Raw genomic sequence first — 15,723 nt, forward strand, 5'->3', positions numbered from 1 at the left:
TGTGGTGCCGGACGAGGTAGGAACGCGAGCAGCTGAAGCCGAAGCATCCACTATGCGGCTAGATACGGGAGTTACCCCGCCTCGCCGGAGGCCGCGATGGCGTGCCGCGAGCAACCTGAGTCTCGGTGTCTGAGTGCCTTATCCAAGCTAAGGCTCAAGGGCTCCGCGCGTCCAACTCTCGCGCCGCGCGCCTGTAGTCCTTCACTGCCTGCTTGATCGCCCACCCGCCACCGTTGGGCAGCGGCGTCGCCCAGCGCACGATGCCCTTGGTCACCTTTTGCGTCGCCGTGGTGACGTCCGTGAGATGGAGCCTCCGCATGTTGTCGAGTTCGGCGTGAAATCCCGCGGGCCAGTTCCGGACCGCTGCCAAAGAGCGGGCCAGCGCCTCATGCGGCGGCACCTCGACGTCGCCCATGTTCTCGAAGCCGAAGAAATACCGCCGCGGGCGCGTCGCGGCCGCGTCGAGCCCAAGGCGGACCAGGAACTCGATAACTTGGGCGTGCGCCATGTTACGGAACGGCGGCAGGGCCAGGACGCCGGTCCCCTCCTCGGTGAACTGAGGATCGCCCAACAATCCCTGGACGCAGGCCGTGGCGTTCGCCTGCTCAGGCGTGACCGGCGCCGCCGGGGCTTTCGTCAGGTCGCCGCCCTTTCGGCAGCCACACCATGCTAAACCGTTGCCTTTCCACTTGATCGGGTTCTCGCACGCATGACACTTGTCCACGAGGGCTTTGCGGTGGACCGGGCATGCTGAGATAAAGGACAGGTCCCAGACGGCTAGGTGCCGTCCGCGTTCAGCCAGACACTCGGGGCACACCTTGCGCCCCTCTTGCAACCCGAAGTCCAAAGCGCTGCCGGGAAGCTCGTGGTTCCAGAACAGGACAAAGGGGGAGTGCGGGTCGCCGCGCCAGAGCGGCAGCAAGGATTTAAAGGGAACCGACGCCTCCAAGGCAAGCCTCTCGACAGAGTTGAGAGACGCACGTGACGCGAGTCCCTTGAAGCCCAATCGCTCACCCAGGGCTTTCGGCGTCTCTGTCCGCCGCCGATTGGCGAGACGGAAGATGTAGCTTTGGAGGCTTTCGTCCGCGGACGGTGTCAGGCCAAGGCTGTGTGGACGTGGCGCACCCTCTGGCGACAGGTAGCCTGGCGGGAGGCGCGGCTGTGGCGGTAGCGGCATGGCGCCGCACACTACAAGGACAGCACGCCTACAGTCGATCGGCAGGCGAGGGCGAACAGTCCCCTAATCCTACCGCCACACGCTCGACGTCGCCCAACGTAGCCCGACGCAAGCCTTAGGCGACGCAATTCCGATTAGGAAACAAGGATAGGTTTTGGCGTCATTTCGGCTGCTGGCGGCCCATCCCGGGCGCGGTCGCGCGCGGGGTCATCGATGGCTGAGCTGAAGATTGGCGACAGGCTGACGTTGCCCCACCAGTACGCCCTGGACGAGCAGGTCGCCGGGAACCCCATCCGCCAGCTGCTGCACCTGGCCCGGACCGCCACGGTTGCTGCCCGCCGCCTGAACGCCCGGGGTGCGCCAGACGGCTTCACCCTCGACATCGAGGGGGGCGGGTCCACCCTGCTGCTGGACCGGAAGCCCAGGGGTGACGAAGGATTCGAGCAAGCTCTGGTCTGCAGGCCCGGGCGCCTGCCTGCCGACCCGGCGGCGCAGTCCGCGGAGCTCGGCGCAGTTTGGACCAAGGTTAGCAAGGGTGCCTCCGAGTGGCAGGCACCGGGAGCGGCGGCGGAAGCCGCGAGGGTGTCGTGGGCGGATCCTGCAGGGTTTGAGCTGGGACGCCGCCGTCTGGTTCTGCCCTGGTTTCATTGACGATCACGAGGGCCGCAAGCGGAAGTCAGCCTAAGCAGTCGCAGCCTGGTCACGTCGACAGGTATGCCTTCCCTTGATAATGCTTCGCCTCTCCATCGAAGGGGAACTGAGTTGGCGAGTAACGAAGATCCGCGAGCGCGTGGCACAAAGCAAGCGGCGGATGAGGACGGTTCGGCGACGGGCAAGTCTGGCAACGGTGGTTCTGGCGGAGAGGCCGAAAGCGGATCCGGATCTGGATCCGGTGCTGCCTCCGGTCACCTCAATGCAATGGAGCGTTCGAAACTTCGGCGCCAGGTCAGGGAAGCTATTCTTAAAGATCTGCAGGCGATGAAATCGCAGGGCACTGGCGATGACACCCGTAACGCAAAACTGAGCAGCGTTCAGAAGCAGACCTTGCTCAACAGCTCGCGGTGGCCATTCCTCGTTTATCGCCTTGAGCCTCCTGTTCCCTCGGCCTTTGTATTGTTCCTGTACATTCCTGGGGGCGCTCCGCAGCGGATTGGATACTACGCCACGGACAAGGAAGTCGATGCGGCCATCGAGCGGCAATTATCCGAGACATCATCCGAGCCGGAGCACCGTCCCTTCGGTCGATGATCGCCACCATCTGATCGCAGCCGCTCCGTGAAGGCCATCAGTCGCCTCTGAGTGTCACGGGCGAGCGCACTGTGCGCCAACTGCCTGAGGCCTTCGGGCGTCTCGTACCAACTCAGGGCGCCGCGAAGATTGTCCATGGTCCAGAACGGATGCGGTGTTGGCTGATCCTTCGGCAGGAGCTGCCCAGAAGCCTTTGCCGCTTCCAACGCGGCGATGATGTTCTCAAGCCGCTCCTTCGCCTTTGGCGCCCGGATTCTTTTCAGAATCTCCGCGCGGCTCGGATCTGCCAGACCTTCGGCGATGAGCCAGAAGCTACCGCTCTGCACAGCGCCCTCGTAGGCATTGAGAAGGCGAGCTGCGTCGGACGCCCATCTCTGTCGCGGTGCCATCTTCGTGCCTCCAGCTGCATCCATTCGCCTCCCATGATAAGGGAGAGAGGCAGTAAGGGGAGCCCTTTCACCCGCGCCATGGACCTAAATGGCTACTAATCGGCCCTACCGCTCCCATGTCCGAGGGTGGGAAGCCGGGGACGGGGCTGAAGGGCTTCGGGAGCTACGCTGCAATCGTTGCGGCGCATATCGGGCCGGGTTGTGTCGCCTCAAGCACGCCTCCGGCAGGGGGCGACGACTCCAGATCCGCCGATTTCGAATTCCGGTTCGGGGCAAACGGCGTCCGCTACTTCCCCGCAGGCGGCCCACCGGCCTACATCAACATCGGCGGCAGGCGTACGCCGCTCGGCGACTGGCTGGCAGACAATCCCCCCTGGGTCCATTTCGCGAACGGCGCCGTGCTGCTCGATAATGAGCTGTTCTTCCCGCAAGGCATGACGGGGCGCATCCCGTACCCCCGCGAGCGCATCGCCGCCTGGGATTGGACGGGCACCGCCATCCGCAAGGAGTCGCAGAAGGCGCAGAAGCGCCCCGACGCGGTGCAGCACAAGGTGATCCGGCACCTGCTCGCGCAGACGGGGAACGAGGCGTTCGACATCGTCTTCGATGACGACGACGCGGGCGAGGCCGCCGACGTGGTCGCCATCAGGGCCACGCCCGACTGCATCGTCGTGCACCTCTACCACTGCAAGTACTCCGAAGGGGCGAAGCCGGGCGCGAGGCTGGACGACCTCTACGTGGTCTGCGGCCAGGCGCAGAAGTGCGTCCGCTGGCGGGACGACGCCGAGGCACTGTTCCGCCACCTTCTGTCACGCGAGGGCAAGCGCCTGGCGTGGGCGGCCCCGAGCCGGTTCGAGCGGGGCAACTTGGTCGCCCTGCGAAAGCTAGAGAGCATGATCCGCAGCGCCGAGCGGGAGTTCGCCGTCTTCATCGTGCAGCCGGGCCTGTCGCGTGCAGAGGCCGGGGGCGAGCACCTGGAGCTCCTGGCGGCGACGGAGACCTATTTGATGGAGACGTCAGGGATGTTGCTGGGCGTCATAGCCAGTCAGTAGTGCACCAGGCGCCTTGTCTCAGATGGAACCGAGGTGATCCCGGAGTGCCGTGGAGAGTTTCGCCATCCCGAACTTGGGCCCCGCAAGATAATTGACATACTCCGTGGCATTCATGGGTGTCCTCTTGAGGCTGGCACGGTGTGCCCGGAGGCCCGCGAGGGCCTCCGCCTGCTGACTGGCGAGTAGACCGGCGCAGAATGGATCCGGCCTGTGCTTCGCCAGGCGGTAGTGCGCGAGCACGGTTCCATGAAAGTCTTTGATGTTGTGGGTCACGATGCTGCCCGCTTCTGCGTTGACCGCGCTGGCGACGACGTGGGCATCCTTGCGCTGCGCGGCGGTTTTGCACATCGCCTGGATGGTGGCCGTCAGAGAAGCGTCGCCTGGTACATTGGCGGCCGGAAAGGCCCTCTCCATCTCCGCGTGCCGATAATCAATCTTGTCCACCGGGATGCTCATGCTCAGGGCCAAGTTCCTCTTCCATTCGAGATGAATTTCGTCGGACCAAACCGGCTCGAAAGCTTTTGCCTCGGCGAGGCAGAGCAGGAGATCGGTCAGCTTGCCTTGGAACAGGATGCAGGCATCTAAGACGGCGACTTCCATCTAGCTTCGGACTACCCTCGTTCAGAAGTCGTACTCATCCGTCAGTTGAGCGATGCTGTCGAGTGCTTCCCTCTGAGTTTTAGTGTGGGCCCGTTGGTAAGCCAGCACCTCGGTGCGGGATAGCTTGTTCCGGCTGTGAACCTTGCGCGGATGCAGCAATCCCTTCTCAATCAGCCTCATGACGGAGGGGCGGGACATCTGCAGGATAGCGGCAGCCTCCTGCGGGCTGATTTCATCGGGGAGGGGTGCCTGCTGCTCCGCCTTCGGGAGCCTGGACGCCACTGCACCGGCTCCCGCCGGACCCTTGAAGGTCATGCCCTCTAAGACCTTGAGCAGGACGCGCAGGGTGCCGGAATTCACCTCCACCTTCGCGTTCCCCCGCGCTCGCGCCACGGTCGACCGCAGCGCCCTCACCTCCCGCCTGACGCGGTCAAGTTCCTCCGCACTGGCCTGCATCTCAACCTGGGTCGCCATGGCTACCTCCAATTTCGGCTCCAATCTGGAGGTTATCTGCATTAATTGCAAGGTTTGCAGTAAATGAATGACCGAACGCCTGAGGCGCTAGGCGGGACCAAGGCGGACTGGACCTTGGAACAGGTGTCCTGAGACGCACCCACTCAGGCATCGTACACAGCCCTCCTCCTGAAGAACGCCTGCCGCCCGCCGTCCACGCGACCTCTCCATTGCCACGACACGCCGTAACCTGAAGCCCCGCAGGCGAAAGGGTATGGACATGCCGAGGGTGCTGCTGATCGAGGTTTCCTCGACCGAAGCGTTGCCGCTCGAAGAGTGCTGCGAGGCGGTTCAACTCCCTGCGGACATGGATGATGTCATGGCGGCCGCCCGCAACATGCTCTTGCTGGATGCCTCGCTGCGTCTCGAGCATCCCAAGCGGGTGAGCGATGGCTACGAAGTTCCGCTTGGTGCCCCCGGATGCACCGCTTGGATTGCCGAGGTCGACGGCAGGACCGCAAGGTCGTGGCGCAAATTTTGGGACAGTATTGGGAAACAGCGCCCAGAGACGGGGGGCATCGCGCTCCGCCCAGATGACGAGCGCCAGTCGGAAGCGCTGAGCGAGTTAATGTCTGAAGTCTCGCCTGAGGAAATGCGTTCGTCCCTCCTGGGCTCCTTTTCCCACGCTTCTGGCGGATGATCGTGTTGAGGGAGAGACGCAATGCATGACATCGAGATAGTCACCGTGCGCGCGGAAACCCACCGCGGGCCCCTCGACTTGGCCGTCCGTCGGGTTCGGCAGTCCTTGGGAGATGCGGGCAAACTGGGCTTGATTGAACGCGCGCTTGAGGTCGGCGACTCTGACCTTGCCGTTCGGTACCTGAGGGATTGGGCCACTGTGCTCGAGGCTAGTCCGGATAACAGTATCATGGACCGCGTCCGGCTGGCCTCGATGAAACTACAAAAGCTCCTGACGCACGAGGTCGTCCATGGTCGTTTCAGCCTGCTCGACCGCACCGCCCCGGAAATCGTGAGGTATGAACAGGAAATGCGTTGGAGAGGATTGCAGTCACGGTACAGCCCTCACCTGGAATGCATGCGGGGGGAACCGCGTGCAATTTGTTCAAAGGCCGATGAATAGTTGGCGGCCGCATCTCGAAAGAGAATGCGGCCTTCTTCAGGCTTGCTAACATCGACAATGATGCACGGTTCGTTGGGTGCACCGGCTCCCAGCGAGTAGATTTCCACATCGTAAGGCACGTCCGTTGGATCGATAGCAACTTCGACCGCGAGGTTCTCGGACTGATAGATTTCAAGCGTGGCCTGCTTTTCATCCGCTTAGGAGTCCTGGCCGCCCGCACGGAGGTCCGCAATCTCATCCACCTTCGCGTGGATGTCGGTCTCGAACTGGAATACCGCTTCGTGCGCCTCGTCAAGGGTGCCGCACTTACGTGCCAGAGGGCGGCCAAAGGCAAACGGGATGTATCGCCATCGACCCGAGATCCAGATTACCTGTGCCGAGGCATCCTCGGGAGGTACATTGTCATAGTCGAGCCACCACGGTAGCTGCCGAGAGGCCATGTTCTTCCCCAAGTCGAGCGCGCTTTCTTAATCCTCGGTGTCCGGTGCGACAACAGGCTGCTTTAATCCGGTTCCGGACCCATCCTCCACGAGTCCTTTCCTGAAAAACGCTTGCCGCCCGCCGTCCACCCCCGGCCCCGTCACCGGCAGCACCCCCACAGCCCGCAGGTCTGCCGCCAGCTTCCGCGGCGACGTGCCGCGCTCGCGCGCCAGCTCCGCGCCGGACACGTACGCCGTCCGGAAGCGGTCGAGCTCGGTGGCCGTGACGGCGCCGCCCTCGGTCCGGAGCAGGCCACGCCGGATCAGGTGGGCCACCACCTCGCGCTTGAGGCCGAGCAACGCAGCGGTGGCGTAGGCGCTGAACGGACCCCGCTCGAGAGGGGCCGCCGCCCGACGCACGGCCGCCCGGTCGAACCGCAGGCGCTTGAGGCCGACCGCGGCATGGTCCAGGGCCGCCACCGGCAGGTTGCCCGAGAGCACCATGCCTACGAAGTCCGCCAGCCCGACGCCGCGCCGCCGCATCGTCTCGGCCGCCACCTCGAAGCCCACGAGCCCTCGCTCGAGGCCGGTGTCGATCGGGGCGCCCGCCGCCATGCGCCCCGGCAGCCCTTCGATGCTGGCGCGCCGGAACGCCCAGCGGCCCCAGCCATCGGCCGCTGCCCGGTGCACCGCCTCGAGAACGCCTGCCTCCGCCAGCCGCCGCACCCGTGCCCTGGACACCCCTAGGGCGGCTGAGGCTTCGTCCAGCGTCAGCGCGTCGCGCAGTTCGGCCGCCAATCCTTCCACCTTCGCGCGGCCGATCACCGCTGGTAGGCCGCGCCCCGTGCCGTCAGGCGTCGGCAGCAGGCCAGCCTCCGCGAGCCGCTTGGTCGTGGGCAAGGATCTGCCCACCATGCGCGCGACCTCCTTCAAGGCGACGCCGTCACCCTGGACGCCCAGCAGCAGCGAGCGGTGCATCCGGCGGCCCAGCACTGGGTCGGCGGCAAGGAATTGGCGGGTCGCCTCGGCCAGGGCGTCGCGGAACGGCCCGGCCTCCAGCATCGACAGCCAGCCGTAGTAGGCGCCCATGGTTTTGGTGGCGCCGAAGCGTCCGGCACGGGCGGCCTCCACGGCCCGCGTCGCCGCAAGGAATCCGTGAAGGGGAACAGGCCATGCCTCGACCGCGGCAAGGCCAGCGCCGACGACGCGGGCCACGGCGTCCGGCCCGGACGCGACGAGGGTCTCGATGCGTCTTTCCTTGTGCCAAGCGGTCAGGAACATGCCGGTGACCATGACCAGGCGCACGAGGTCGGCCGGTCCGACGGCCGACAGGGCAGGGGGCAACCACGGGATCGTCTCGCCCGTGGCCAGCGCCAGCACGCGGGCGCTCGCCTCTGCCTCGTCGGAGGGGACCGGCATTCCGGCGAGCGCCCGAAGGTCGGTTCCGCAGGCGCAGCGGGTGACGTCGGCCACATTCCACCCCAGCCCCCGACAGCGAGGTCTGTGGCACCTGTCCACGAAGCGCAGGGCGTGGTGGGAGCAGGCGGTCACCAGGGCGCAGTCCCAGGCGGCACGCTGGATGGGCGCCGCGACGAGACAGGCTGGGCAGGCGCGCCGCCGTGAGATGTCGATGAACTCGCGGTGGAGCTCACCGCCAAGGAAACGGTGGTGGGCGAGGCGACCTGTGGGGCGGTAGGTGGCGGCTTCGAGAGCGGCGGGATCGGCGCCGGACAGGGTCGCGAGGCCGCGTATGTCATCCCCAGAGGTGGCGGAGCCAGGCTGGCGCAGGCCGACATGGATGGCGAGGCGGTCGGCGCCGGGGAAGCGGGCGCGGCCCGCGAAGCGCATCATGAAACCAGGGATGCTCTCGCCCGGCACGATGCCCATGCCGAGCGAGAGTGGCTGTATGCCCATGTGCTCAGGGCCGGAAGTTATGGTGGCGGTCGCTGCGGCGGGTACGGCCGCGCAGGCGGGTCTTTTCGGGTCCCGTGTCGATGGTAGGCCCGACTGCCTCGGGGAAGGCGGGGCGCTCCGCCGTCCACACTGCCGACTTGCCGTATGCTTTCACCAGGTGGGCGTAGGTCAGCCTGTCCGCCTTCCCGGCCGCGACGTCGTAGACGGCCTCCGCAGCGGCGGTCTCGATGAGGGTCGCCATGTCGCCGAGATATCCCGATGCGGCACGGCACAGCGGATAGGCCATCTTGGCTCCTGCGAGGCCGGACAGCACGCCGAAGACGTTGTCCCGGAGGAACTCATCCCATTCCATCAACACGTCCTGCAGGAATTCGCGGCTTTCGGCGATGTCCCAGTCCAGCGGCAGGAGTTCGTGCCGGATGCTCGCCCGCCTTCGGAATTCCGCGTCGGCCTCCCTGAGCAGTAGGACGGATGCCGTACCGGCGATGATGAGGGACGGTCCGCCCTTGGCGTTCACGATGTACCGGCAGAGACTCGCGATGCGCTTGATGGCAGCGGTGTCCTTGCCTTCGAGGCACTGGCTGAACTCGTCAGCGACGACGAGCCTGTTCCCCACTTCGCGTCCTACTGCGACAATGTCCTCCTGGATGACGAGGCGCTTCCGGCCCCGACCTACGACGTGATCGATGCTCTGGCCGGTCAGCGCGGCGAACCAGACCTCGGCGACGTCCTTCTCGCTTCCGTTCGGCGCTTTGAAGTACAACACGTCTTTGCGGTCAGCGAATGCGCCATCCGGGCCAGCGATGGCTCGGGGTTGGTCGGGGAACTGGCTGGTGTAGTCCAGGACGAGCTTTGACTTGCCGCTGCCTGACCCCCCGACAAGGAGAAGGATGCCAGCCTCGCCAGACGACCCATGGTCGCGGTGGTGGAGGCGACGAATATCTCGCTGGATTTCGTCCGACTTGTCAGTCGGCAGGTAGAGCTCGCGGAACCTGCCCGAGAGCCTGACGAGACGGTCGATTTCGTTCTGGTCCATGGTGCTCATTGCCCTTCGTCGCCGCGCATGCGCTTCGCCTGCCGCCGCGGACGTGCCGCGCGGCCCTCGTCGCTTGTGTTCTCCGACTTCTCGGGCGCCGCCTGCGGCTCGCTGGCGTCCGGTTGCGGCTGCACGTCGCCGGTGTCGTCGCCGGACGGCTGGTTGCTGTTCATCATCAGGAAGCGGACCAGGGCATTCCGCTTGAGCTTGGACAGCGATTTGCCGCTGGCCAGCAGCCGCGTGGCGTCCTCGAGCAGGGCGGCCTTGAGGGCCCGCAATTCGTCGGTGTCGTAGGTCCGCTCCAGGCGCCTATTGAATTTGAGAGTGATGTCGTGCTGGTGAAGGGTGAGACCGACCATCAGGCGACGATTGAAGGGTTCGACCTTTGCGATCGCACCCGTGAATGGGTTGACGACCCAGGCTTGCGACACATCGTGCTCGTCGAAGAGGACCTGGATTTTCGTGCCTTTGCGGTAGTTCGGGTTGGCGACGATCTGCCGGATGGCCTCGCCGTGCCACGTGAGACCTTGGGTGGTGACCCTTCCGCGCAGCGGCAGGCACATGTGCCGGTGGGTGAGCAGCACAGTCAGGTCGTGCTCGCTGCGGAGTGCCCGGGGCGGGTGCCTGTCCGTGTGCTCCTGCCAGCGGCGAAGGGGCACGTCGTCGATCCCAGTGTGCCACGACTTGGCGTAGACCATGGCGACCCAGGTCCAGAGGCGACGCACGAGGTCGGAGTACCGGATGATGGCATCCGGCTTCTCGGGGTCGTTATCCTCGCGGTGGCTGGGCGGGTTGGGTCCCGCAAGCGGCCGCTCCGCCTGTTCGCGGAAGTTCCGGATGAAGCGCTCGATGCACGCCTTGAGCTGCGGGTTCTCGCCCTCGGCGTAGTCCATGATCATGTCCAGGACCAGGGACGCGTTGCGCACGTGGTCATTATTCGTCGCCGCGGCCTGGTCGAAGAAGAACGACATCGGAACGCCGGTCGGGAACTCGTAGTCGAGGTTCGGTACGAGCTTCTTGAGGAAGCCCTTGGGCGTCATCGTCATCCGCAGGACGCTGAACCCGATGCCGAGGGTCTCGCCCGCGAAATGGACGATCAGCGCGAGCGGCATGCGGGTGAAGTGGTCGTAGGCGATGGAGACCCAGGCGCCGCCCATGTCCAGGCCGCTCCGGTCGTCCAGCACCCTGATCCGCCGCAGGCGGAAGTGATCGACCTCGACACGCTCCAGCGGGAACGTCGTGACCACACCGTTGCCGATGGTGCGGACCTTGTCGAACTCCTTCTTGCCCTTGCGACGGCGGACGGCGACGTGCTGGTCAACTTCCTCGCGGATATAGCGGGCCACCTGGCTTTCGCTCGGACACCAGAGCTGGTTGTCCGGGTTCGCCGTGTTCCAGTTCGTCACCCGGTCGTTGAGCGCGCTCCAGACCTTCGACTTGCGGTTTTCCTGCCGCGTGAGCCAGACTAGTGTGATGGTCTCGATCAGCCACTGCTCGACCATAGCGGGCATCTTGCGCCCCCGCGGTCCCTGCCTGTCGAAGCGGGGCGCGAGGGCGCGGATGTCCCCGCCTGCCTGCTTCAACGTGTTGAGCCAGCCGTAGAACGTGCTGACGCCCGGGGCTTTCTGCCCGGTCGCCTTCGCGACCTGTTTCAGGAAGGCGAGGAGGGTCGCCTTGGAGACGCGGCCGCTGAGGTCGATGCGCTCGGCGACGGGGAGGTCCGGCATCCTCTCGCGGTAGAAGCGCTCCGGGTCACGGTACGCCTCCACGAAAACGGCGCTCCACTGCACCTTGGCTTTCATCGAGCTCGGCAAGCCGTCGAGCGGGACGCGGAGCACTTCCCGGATGCGCTCCGGCAGGTCCGCGTCAGGTGAATCGACGACCCAGCTCTCGCCGCGCCAGCACTCCTCCTGCCAGGCGATGTTGTTGACGACGGCGGTCTCGTCGGTCTTGACATTCTCCAGGTGGATCAGGCCGCTCTTGAACAGCTTCACGCGCCAGACGCTGCCCTGGCGGCGGATGTAGGTGCCGCGGACGAGGCGCCGCCGGTCCAGCGGCTCCGGGACGGTTGGCTGGCGCAGGCTGCCGTTCTGCCAGTGCAGGATCCAGGAGGCGAGGCCCCAGGTCAGGACCTCGCCGGTCATCCGGTTGCGCAGGTCGAGGCCGTCGTTGTCGAGGCGCTCCACCATCCACGGGTGGCCGTCCCAACGGACGATCTGGCCCAGTCGGGGCAGGTATCGGTTGCTCATGTGCGCCACCCCTTAGTCCGCCAGGCCAACACGGGGGTGTCCGGTCCGAGCCCGGCCGAGATGTCGGCAACCACGAACCCGTTCGCGACCATGGACAGCAGTTGATGCCAGGTGGCGAGGCCATCCAGCAGCCGGTGCAACTCCCCAAGGGTGGCAGGGGCGTGACGCTCGGCCACGGTCGACACCGAGAAGGGCAGGGAGTCCGGCCACTGCCAGTAGCGGTAATAGAACAGGTCCTTGGCACCGGGCAGCGCGACGTCCTCGGTGACCTCGTCGCGGTTCAGGTGAACGAAGCCAAGACCCTGGCGCTCGCAGGCCGCGCGCATGGCGGCGAGGCGCTTCTTGCGGCGCGCGTCCGGCTTGGCCAGCGGGTGCAGGATTGTCAGCGCGTAGGAGCGCGTCTCCTCATGCACGATGAAGTCGGGGACGAATTTGAAGTCCTTGCATTCCCAGTGGACTTCGATGGCCTCGGCTGTGGAGGTCCAGCCCAGCACCTCGTGCCGGGCGTCCAAGAGGAACGCGGCGTCGCGATGGTGATAACTCCGCAGGTGCTCGTAACGCCGCTTGCCCTTGGCTGGCGGGTAGTAAGTCGGGACCTGTGTCCGAGCCTTCGGTTGGTCCTGCTCTTCTTCCTTGGGTTCCTCGCCCCCGGCTTCCTTGCTGACAATCTTGCCTTTGGCCTTCCCCTTGGGGGGCTTGGACGGGAATTTGGGGTTCCAGTTGCCGCGCGTCGGCACTGCCCCCAATGCGAATCTGCGCATCGTGGCTTCCAATCGTTTGAGCGTTCGGGATGCCGCCGGTGGGCGGCGTCAGACGGCGCGAGAACGACGTATCAGGGTGGGGAGCCGGAACTTGGCCCGGAAGCCTGGAAGGAAGCCGCGCGCGCCACGCGGCGGCGTGCGCCGCGCCGTCGTCGGCGCAAAGGATTTGTGGTGGTGCATGATGTCCTCAGCGGTGAGGCCAGGAAAGCTGCAGGCGGGCACAGCGACGTGGGCGCCGTGCCGCAAATCCTCAGTCCGTGGCTATTCGCTTCGTGGAGATCATGGCTGCAGAGACGGCTGGCGCCTGGATTGGTTTCGCGCCCCCTTGCCATTTTCATGGACGGCTCTGGCGAGGCGTCCGGGTCGGGGCCGGTCATGGCCGCACCCTCCGGGGGCGGCGACCGGCGCCTGGCGGTCGGCAATCCTTCGCGGCCGCCCCGGACGCCGCGACCAGGGCCTCGATCTCGGCGCCCGGCACCGTCTCCTTGGCGACCAGCATGTCCGCCAGACGGCAGATGGCCAGGCCGTGGTGCCGGACCACCGACCGCGTCTCGGCGTAGGCCGCGTCCAGCATCTCGCCGACCCGGCGCGCGACGTCGGGCCGCGCCGCCAGCAGCGCGGGGACACCGGCCGCCTCCGGCAAGCCGCGCCAGACCAGGGCGCCACCGCCCTTGTCGAGGCCGAGCGCGGTCACCGCCGCCGTCGCGAGGCGCGTCGCCGTGGCGAGGTCGCTCTCGGCGCCGCCGCCGCTCCCGCCCGATGCCTCGCCGAGCAGCTCCTCCTCGGCCGCCCGGCCCGCCAGCGCCTCGCGCAGCAATGTTGACAGGGCCGCACGGGTGACCGTGGCCTGGCCATCCGCAGGCTCCGTCCATAGCACCCGGCCCGCGCGGTCGCCCTGCGCCAGCACGGTGGCCGAGATCAGGGCACCGGGCCGCCCAAGCGCCGCCACCACCGCGTGCCCGGCCTCGTGGATGGCCACGCGGCGCAGCACCTCCGGAGCCGGGCGCGACCCCTTGCCGCGCAGCTCCGCCTCCAGGTCGGCCAGGGTCGGCTCGCGCCGGTCGTGCCGCGCCCGCCGTCGCATGCCGCGCACCCAGCGCTCGGCCTCGGCGCCGGTGGACCCGAGGCCCAGCAGCGCGAGACGCGACAGGTCGGCGCCGGGCAGGTCGCCGCCGAGGTGGTGGCGCAGGATGGCGGCCAGTGCCGCCTGGTCCGGCAGCGGCACCCCAATCAGGCGCTCCAGGCGGCCCGGCCGCAGGATGGCCGGGTCGATGCGGCTGGCGTCGTTGCAGCAGCCCAGCACGACCACGCCCTCGCGCCCGGCGGCGCCGTCCAGTTCCTCGAGGAAGGCGTTGACCACCTGGACCGAGTAGTCGCGGTCGTGGTGGCGGAAGGTGGTGCGGTTGCCGAAGCTGTCGATCTCGTCCACGAGCAGGATGCAAGGCGCCGCCTTGCGCGCCGCCTCGAAGGTCCCGCGCATGGCGCCGAGGGTCGTGCCGAGGTGGCCGTCCTTGGCGCCCTGCCACTGGCCCAGCGAGCCGGTCACCAGCGGCACCCCGCATTGCGCCGCCAGCGCCCTGGCGAAGGTCGTCTTGCCGGTGCCGGTGGGACCGACCAGCACGGCGCCGCGGTCCACGTCGCGCCACGGCAACGCGCCGCGGGCGTAGTCGGTGAGATCCCGCGCGACGTCCTTGCCCCACCGCGCGGCCTCGTCCATCCCGTGCAGGCCGTCGAGCGTCAGCGGGCGGACGGAGAGCCGCTGCGACGCCAGCTCCGCCAGCCGCCGGAGGTAGTCGTCGGCATCCTGGTGGGGCAGCCGGGCCAGCCACAGGTCACCGACGGTGACCAGCCGCGCCACCTCCGGCGGTACGGACGCGGTGACCGGCGCGGCGCCCGTCAACATGGTCGCCGCCTCGGCCAGCGCGGCCGGATCCAGCGGGCCGACGGTCACCGTCGCCGTGGCGGCCCGCAGCAGATCGGATGGCAGGCAGCGGGCGGGCGCCGGGCTGAAGCCGTAGACCGGGCGCCCGCTGGCGACCATGGTGCGGACGGCGCCGTTGCCGTCCTCGGGGCGGTGCCAGCGGTCGGAGCCGTCGCGGCGGAACTCGGCCCAGCTCGGCTCAATCTTGCTGATCCGCCGGTATGGCCGGTCCTGGGCGTCGTCGCCGTCGAACGGTACCTCGTCCGTGCCCTGGATCAGCATGCGCCAGGTCTCGGCGACGGGGACGACCCACTCGGCGTCCGGCACCTCGACCACGAGGACCGCGCCCGGCTCCCGCGCCCTGCCGTGCAGGGTCGGATCGGCCTCGAGCAGGCGCCGGAGCATGGCGTGGGCTGCGGCCTCGGCAGGGTCTTCCAGGCGCACGCGCGATGGCTGGTGGACGGGCGGGGGCGTTGGCTTCCGCGCCTGCGGCGGAACGGGACCGAGGTGGAACGGCTCGTGGCCGATCTCCTCCTCGACGGCTTCGGCCAGCCCTTCGATAGCGAGGTCCAGCGCGTCGCCGGTCAGGGCGGCGGCGCCACCCATGCTGCCGGGCGGCAGGGCAGGTGAGGGGGCGGATGCGGAGATGCTGGGGATGGGGTTTGGCATGGTGTCACCGCAGGCCCAGGGAGCAGGTCCGGTCGGCGGGCGGCGGCACGACCGGCATGGGCGCGCGCGGGGCGCCGAGGCGATAGAGGCGGTTCAACGTTCGCGCCCAGCCCACGGTCGGCGCGAAGGCCCAAAGGTCTGAGGTCCGGCAGTAGGGGCCGTCCAGCAGCGGATGGCCGGTGACGGCGCCGACAAGGCACATGACCGGGCGCGAGGTCACGGCCCATCCCTCCAGCAGCGGCGCCTCCGACAGCTCCGCCGCCGACGGCATCCCGGCCGCCGCGAGCCGCCGCAGGTCCGCCGCCAGTGCCTCCAGCCTGCTGGCTTCCGCCTCGACGTCGCCGCGCACGGTTCCTCGTTCACCGATGATGAGCATGGTGCCTCCTGTCTCTGATGGGTGGTTGTCGGTGTGTTGATGGCGGCCCGCGGGAGGGGCCGCCGGGCGCCCTATGCGGGCGCGGGGATGACGACCCAGTGCCCGTTTTCGCGCCCGCCGACGTACCCCGCCGGGCCAGGGGGACCCGGTTCAGTCGCCTCAGGGAAGGGAAGGGCGGTCGTCATGCCCAGAACAGAAGCGGAACATCTCGCCCGGCGCAATAGGCATGCGTCGGTGTGATTTGCCAGCAAAGGAGGCATCACCAGCTGCCTTGAGACCGGGTGACAATCCCTCCCGCAAGCCGATCTATCGCCCTGA

The 15,723-nt window shown here is 67.4% G+C and carries 14 protein-coding genes; 5 read left to right on the forward strand and 9 right to left on the reverse strand.

Annotated features, from left to right (window positions below):
• Positions 1-154: 154 nt before the first annotated feature.
• Entirely contained in the window at positions 155-1,177 is a 1,023-nt protein-coding gene (locus CR165_RS15205) for a TniQ family protein (protein ID WP_109517845.1), read from the reverse strand.
• 213 nt (positions 1,178-1,390) lie between these two features.
• On the opposite strand from CR165_RS15205, the gene CR165_RS15210 reads away from it, so the two are divergent.
• The 3 genes from CR165_RS15210 to CR165_RS15215 all read left to right on the forward strand — a co-directional run bounded on the left by CR165_RS15210 (position 1,391) and on the right by CR165_RS15215 (position 3,866).
• Positions 1,391-1,828 (forward strand): hypothetical protein, encoded by a 438-nt coding sequence (locus CR165_RS15210; protein WP_099097328.1) that lies wholly within the window; start codon positions 1,391-1,393, stop codon positions 1,826-1,828.
• Positions 1,829-1,939: 111 nt separating this feature from the next.
• The gene (locus tag CR165_RS24555) at positions 1,940-2,425 is read left to right on the forward strand and encodes a hypothetical protein (RefSeq protein WP_141563267.1); all 486 of its coding nucleotides are present in this window, start codon (positions 1,940-1,942) and stop codon (positions 2,423-2,425) included.
• 505 nt (positions 2,426-2,930) lie between these two features.
• Complete coding sequence (locus CR165_RS15215) at positions 2,931-3,866, forward strand: hypothetical protein (RefSeq protein WP_109517846.1); 936 nt, start codon at positions 2,931-2,933, stop codon at positions 3,864-3,866.
• A gap of 18 nt (positions 3,867-3,884) precedes the next feature.
• Here the strand turns inward: CR165_RS15215 and CR165_RS15220 are convergent, their stop codons facing one another.
• Positions 3,885-4,466, reverse strand: a complete 582-nt coding sequence (locus CR165_RS15220; RefSeq protein ID WP_109517847.1) for a PIN domain-containing protein — start codon at positions 4,464-4,466, stop codon at positions 3,885-3,887.
• Between the two features lie 21 nt (positions 4,467-4,487).
• On the reverse strand, positions 4,488-4,940 hold the full coding sequence (locus CR165_RS15225; RefSeq protein ID WP_181378189.1) for a helix-turn-helix domain-containing protein: 453 nt from the start codon (positions 4,938-4,940) through the stop codon (positions 4,488-4,490).
• 268 nt (positions 4,941-5,208) lie between these two features.
• On the opposite strand from CR165_RS15225, the gene CR165_RS15230 reads away from it, so the two are divergent.
• Together CR165_RS15230 and CR165_RS15235 are read left to right on the forward strand one after the other, a co-directional pair.
• Complete coding sequence (locus tag CR165_RS15230) at positions 5,209-5,619, forward strand: hypothetical protein (protein WP_146201915.1); 411 nt, start codon at positions 5,209-5,211, stop codon at positions 5,617-5,619.
• Between the two features lie 21 nt (positions 5,620-5,640).
• On the forward strand, positions 5,641-6,060 hold the full coding sequence (locus tag CR165_RS15235) for a hypothetical protein (RefSeq protein ID WP_109517850.1): 420 nt from the start codon (positions 5,641-5,643) through the stop codon (positions 6,058-6,060).
• A 467-nt stretch (positions 6,061-6,527) separates the two neighbouring features.
• Here the strand turns inward: CR165_RS15235 and CR165_RS15245 are convergent, their stop codons facing one another.
• From CR165_RS15245 to CR165_RS15275, 6 genes are all read right to left on the reverse strand, one after another.
• Positions 6,528-8,366, reverse strand: coding sequence for a TniQ family protein (locus CR165_RS15245; RefSeq protein ID WP_181378190.1), 1,839 nt, complete (start codon positions 8,364-8,366; stop codon positions 6,528-6,530).
• A gap of 31 nt (positions 8,367-8,397) precedes the next feature.
• Positions 8,398-9,429, reverse strand: coding sequence for a TniB family NTP-binding protein (locus tag CR165_RS15250; RefSeq protein ID WP_181378191.1), 1,032 nt, complete (start codon positions 9,427-9,429; stop codon positions 8,398-8,400).
• A gap of 5 nt (positions 9,430-9,434) precedes the next feature.
• Positions 9,435-11,678, reverse strand: a complete 2,244-nt coding sequence (locus CR165_RS15255) for a hypothetical protein (RefSeq protein ID WP_146201916.1) — start codon at positions 11,676-11,678, stop codon at positions 9,435-9,437.
• On the reverse strand, positions 11,675-12,439 hold the full coding sequence (locus CR165_RS15260; protein WP_109517855.1) for a hypothetical protein: 765 nt from the start codon (positions 12,437-12,439) through the stop codon (positions 11,675-11,677). The genes CR165_RS15255 and CR165_RS15260 overlap by 4 nt, the downstream gene beginning before the upstream one ends.
• 373 nt (positions 12,440-12,812) lie before the next feature.
• A complete protein-coding gene (locus tag CR165_RS26010; protein WP_146201917.1) occupies positions 12,813-15,029 on the reverse strand; it encodes an AAA family ATPase in 2,217 nt (738 codons plus the stop codon).
• 4 nt (positions 15,030-15,033) lie between these two features.
• Entirely contained in the window at positions 15,034-15,405 is a 372-nt protein-coding gene (locus CR165_RS15275; protein WP_099097337.1) for a DUF6634 family protein, read from the reverse strand.
• Between the last annotated feature and the right edge of the window lie 318 nt (positions 15,406-15,723).

The organism is Teichococcus aestuarii, assembly GCF_003116135.1.
Taxonomy (GTDB): domain Bacteria; phylum Pseudomonadota; class Alphaproteobacteria; order Acetobacterales; family Acetobacteraceae; genus Pseudoroseomonas; species Pseudoroseomonas aestuarii.

Bases quoted from the DNA above. Each gene is read 5' to 3' on its own strand.
- CR165_RS15250 (WP_181378191.1), bottom strand. From the start codon at position 9,429: ATGGACCAGAACGAAATCGACCGTCTCGTCAGGCTCTCGGGCAGGTTC.
- CR165_RS26010 (WP_146201917.1), bottom strand. From the start codon at position 15,029: ATGCCAAACCCCATCCCCAGCATCTCCGCATCCGCCCCCTCACCTGCC.
- CR165_RS15205 (WP_109517845.1), bottom strand. From the start codon at position 1,177: ATGCCGCTACCGCCACAGCCGCGCCTCCCGCCAGGCTACCTGTCGCCA.
- CR165_RS15245 (WP_181378190.1), bottom strand. From the start codon at position 8,366: ATGGGCATCGTGCCGGGCGAGAGCATCCCTGGTTTCATGATGCGCTTC.
- CR165_RS15255 (WP_146201916.1), bottom strand. From the start codon at position 11,678: ATGAGCAACCGATACCTGCCCCGACTGGGCCAGATCGTCCGTTGGGAC.
- CR165_RS15215 (WP_109517846.1), top strand. From the start codon at position 2,931: ATGTCCGAGGGTGGGAAGCCGGGGACGGGGCTGAAGGGCTTCGGGAGC.
- CR165_RS15225 (WP_181378189.1), bottom strand. From the start codon at position 4,940: ATGGCGACCCAGGTTGAGATGCAGGCCAGTGCGGAGGAACTTGACCGC.
- CR165_RS15260 (WP_109517855.1), bottom strand. From the start codon at position 12,439: ATGCGCAGATTCGCATTGGGGGCAGTGCCGACGCGCGGCAACTGGAAC.
- CR165_RS15220 (WP_109517847.1), bottom strand. From the start codon at position 4,466: ATGGAAGTCGCCGTCTTAGATGCCTGCATCCTGTTCCAAGGCAAGCTG.
- CR165_RS15275 (WP_099097337.1), bottom strand. From the start codon at position 15,405: ATGCTCATCATCGGTGAACGAGGAACCGTGCGCGGCGACGTCGAGGCG.
- CR165_RS15210 (WP_099097328.1), top strand. From the start codon at position 1,391: ATGGCTGAGCTGAAGATTGGCGACAGGCTGACGTTGCCCCACCAGTAC.
- CR165_RS15235 (WP_109517850.1), top strand. From the start codon at position 5,641: ATGCATGACATCGAGATAGTCACCGTGCGCGCGGAAACCCACCGCGGG.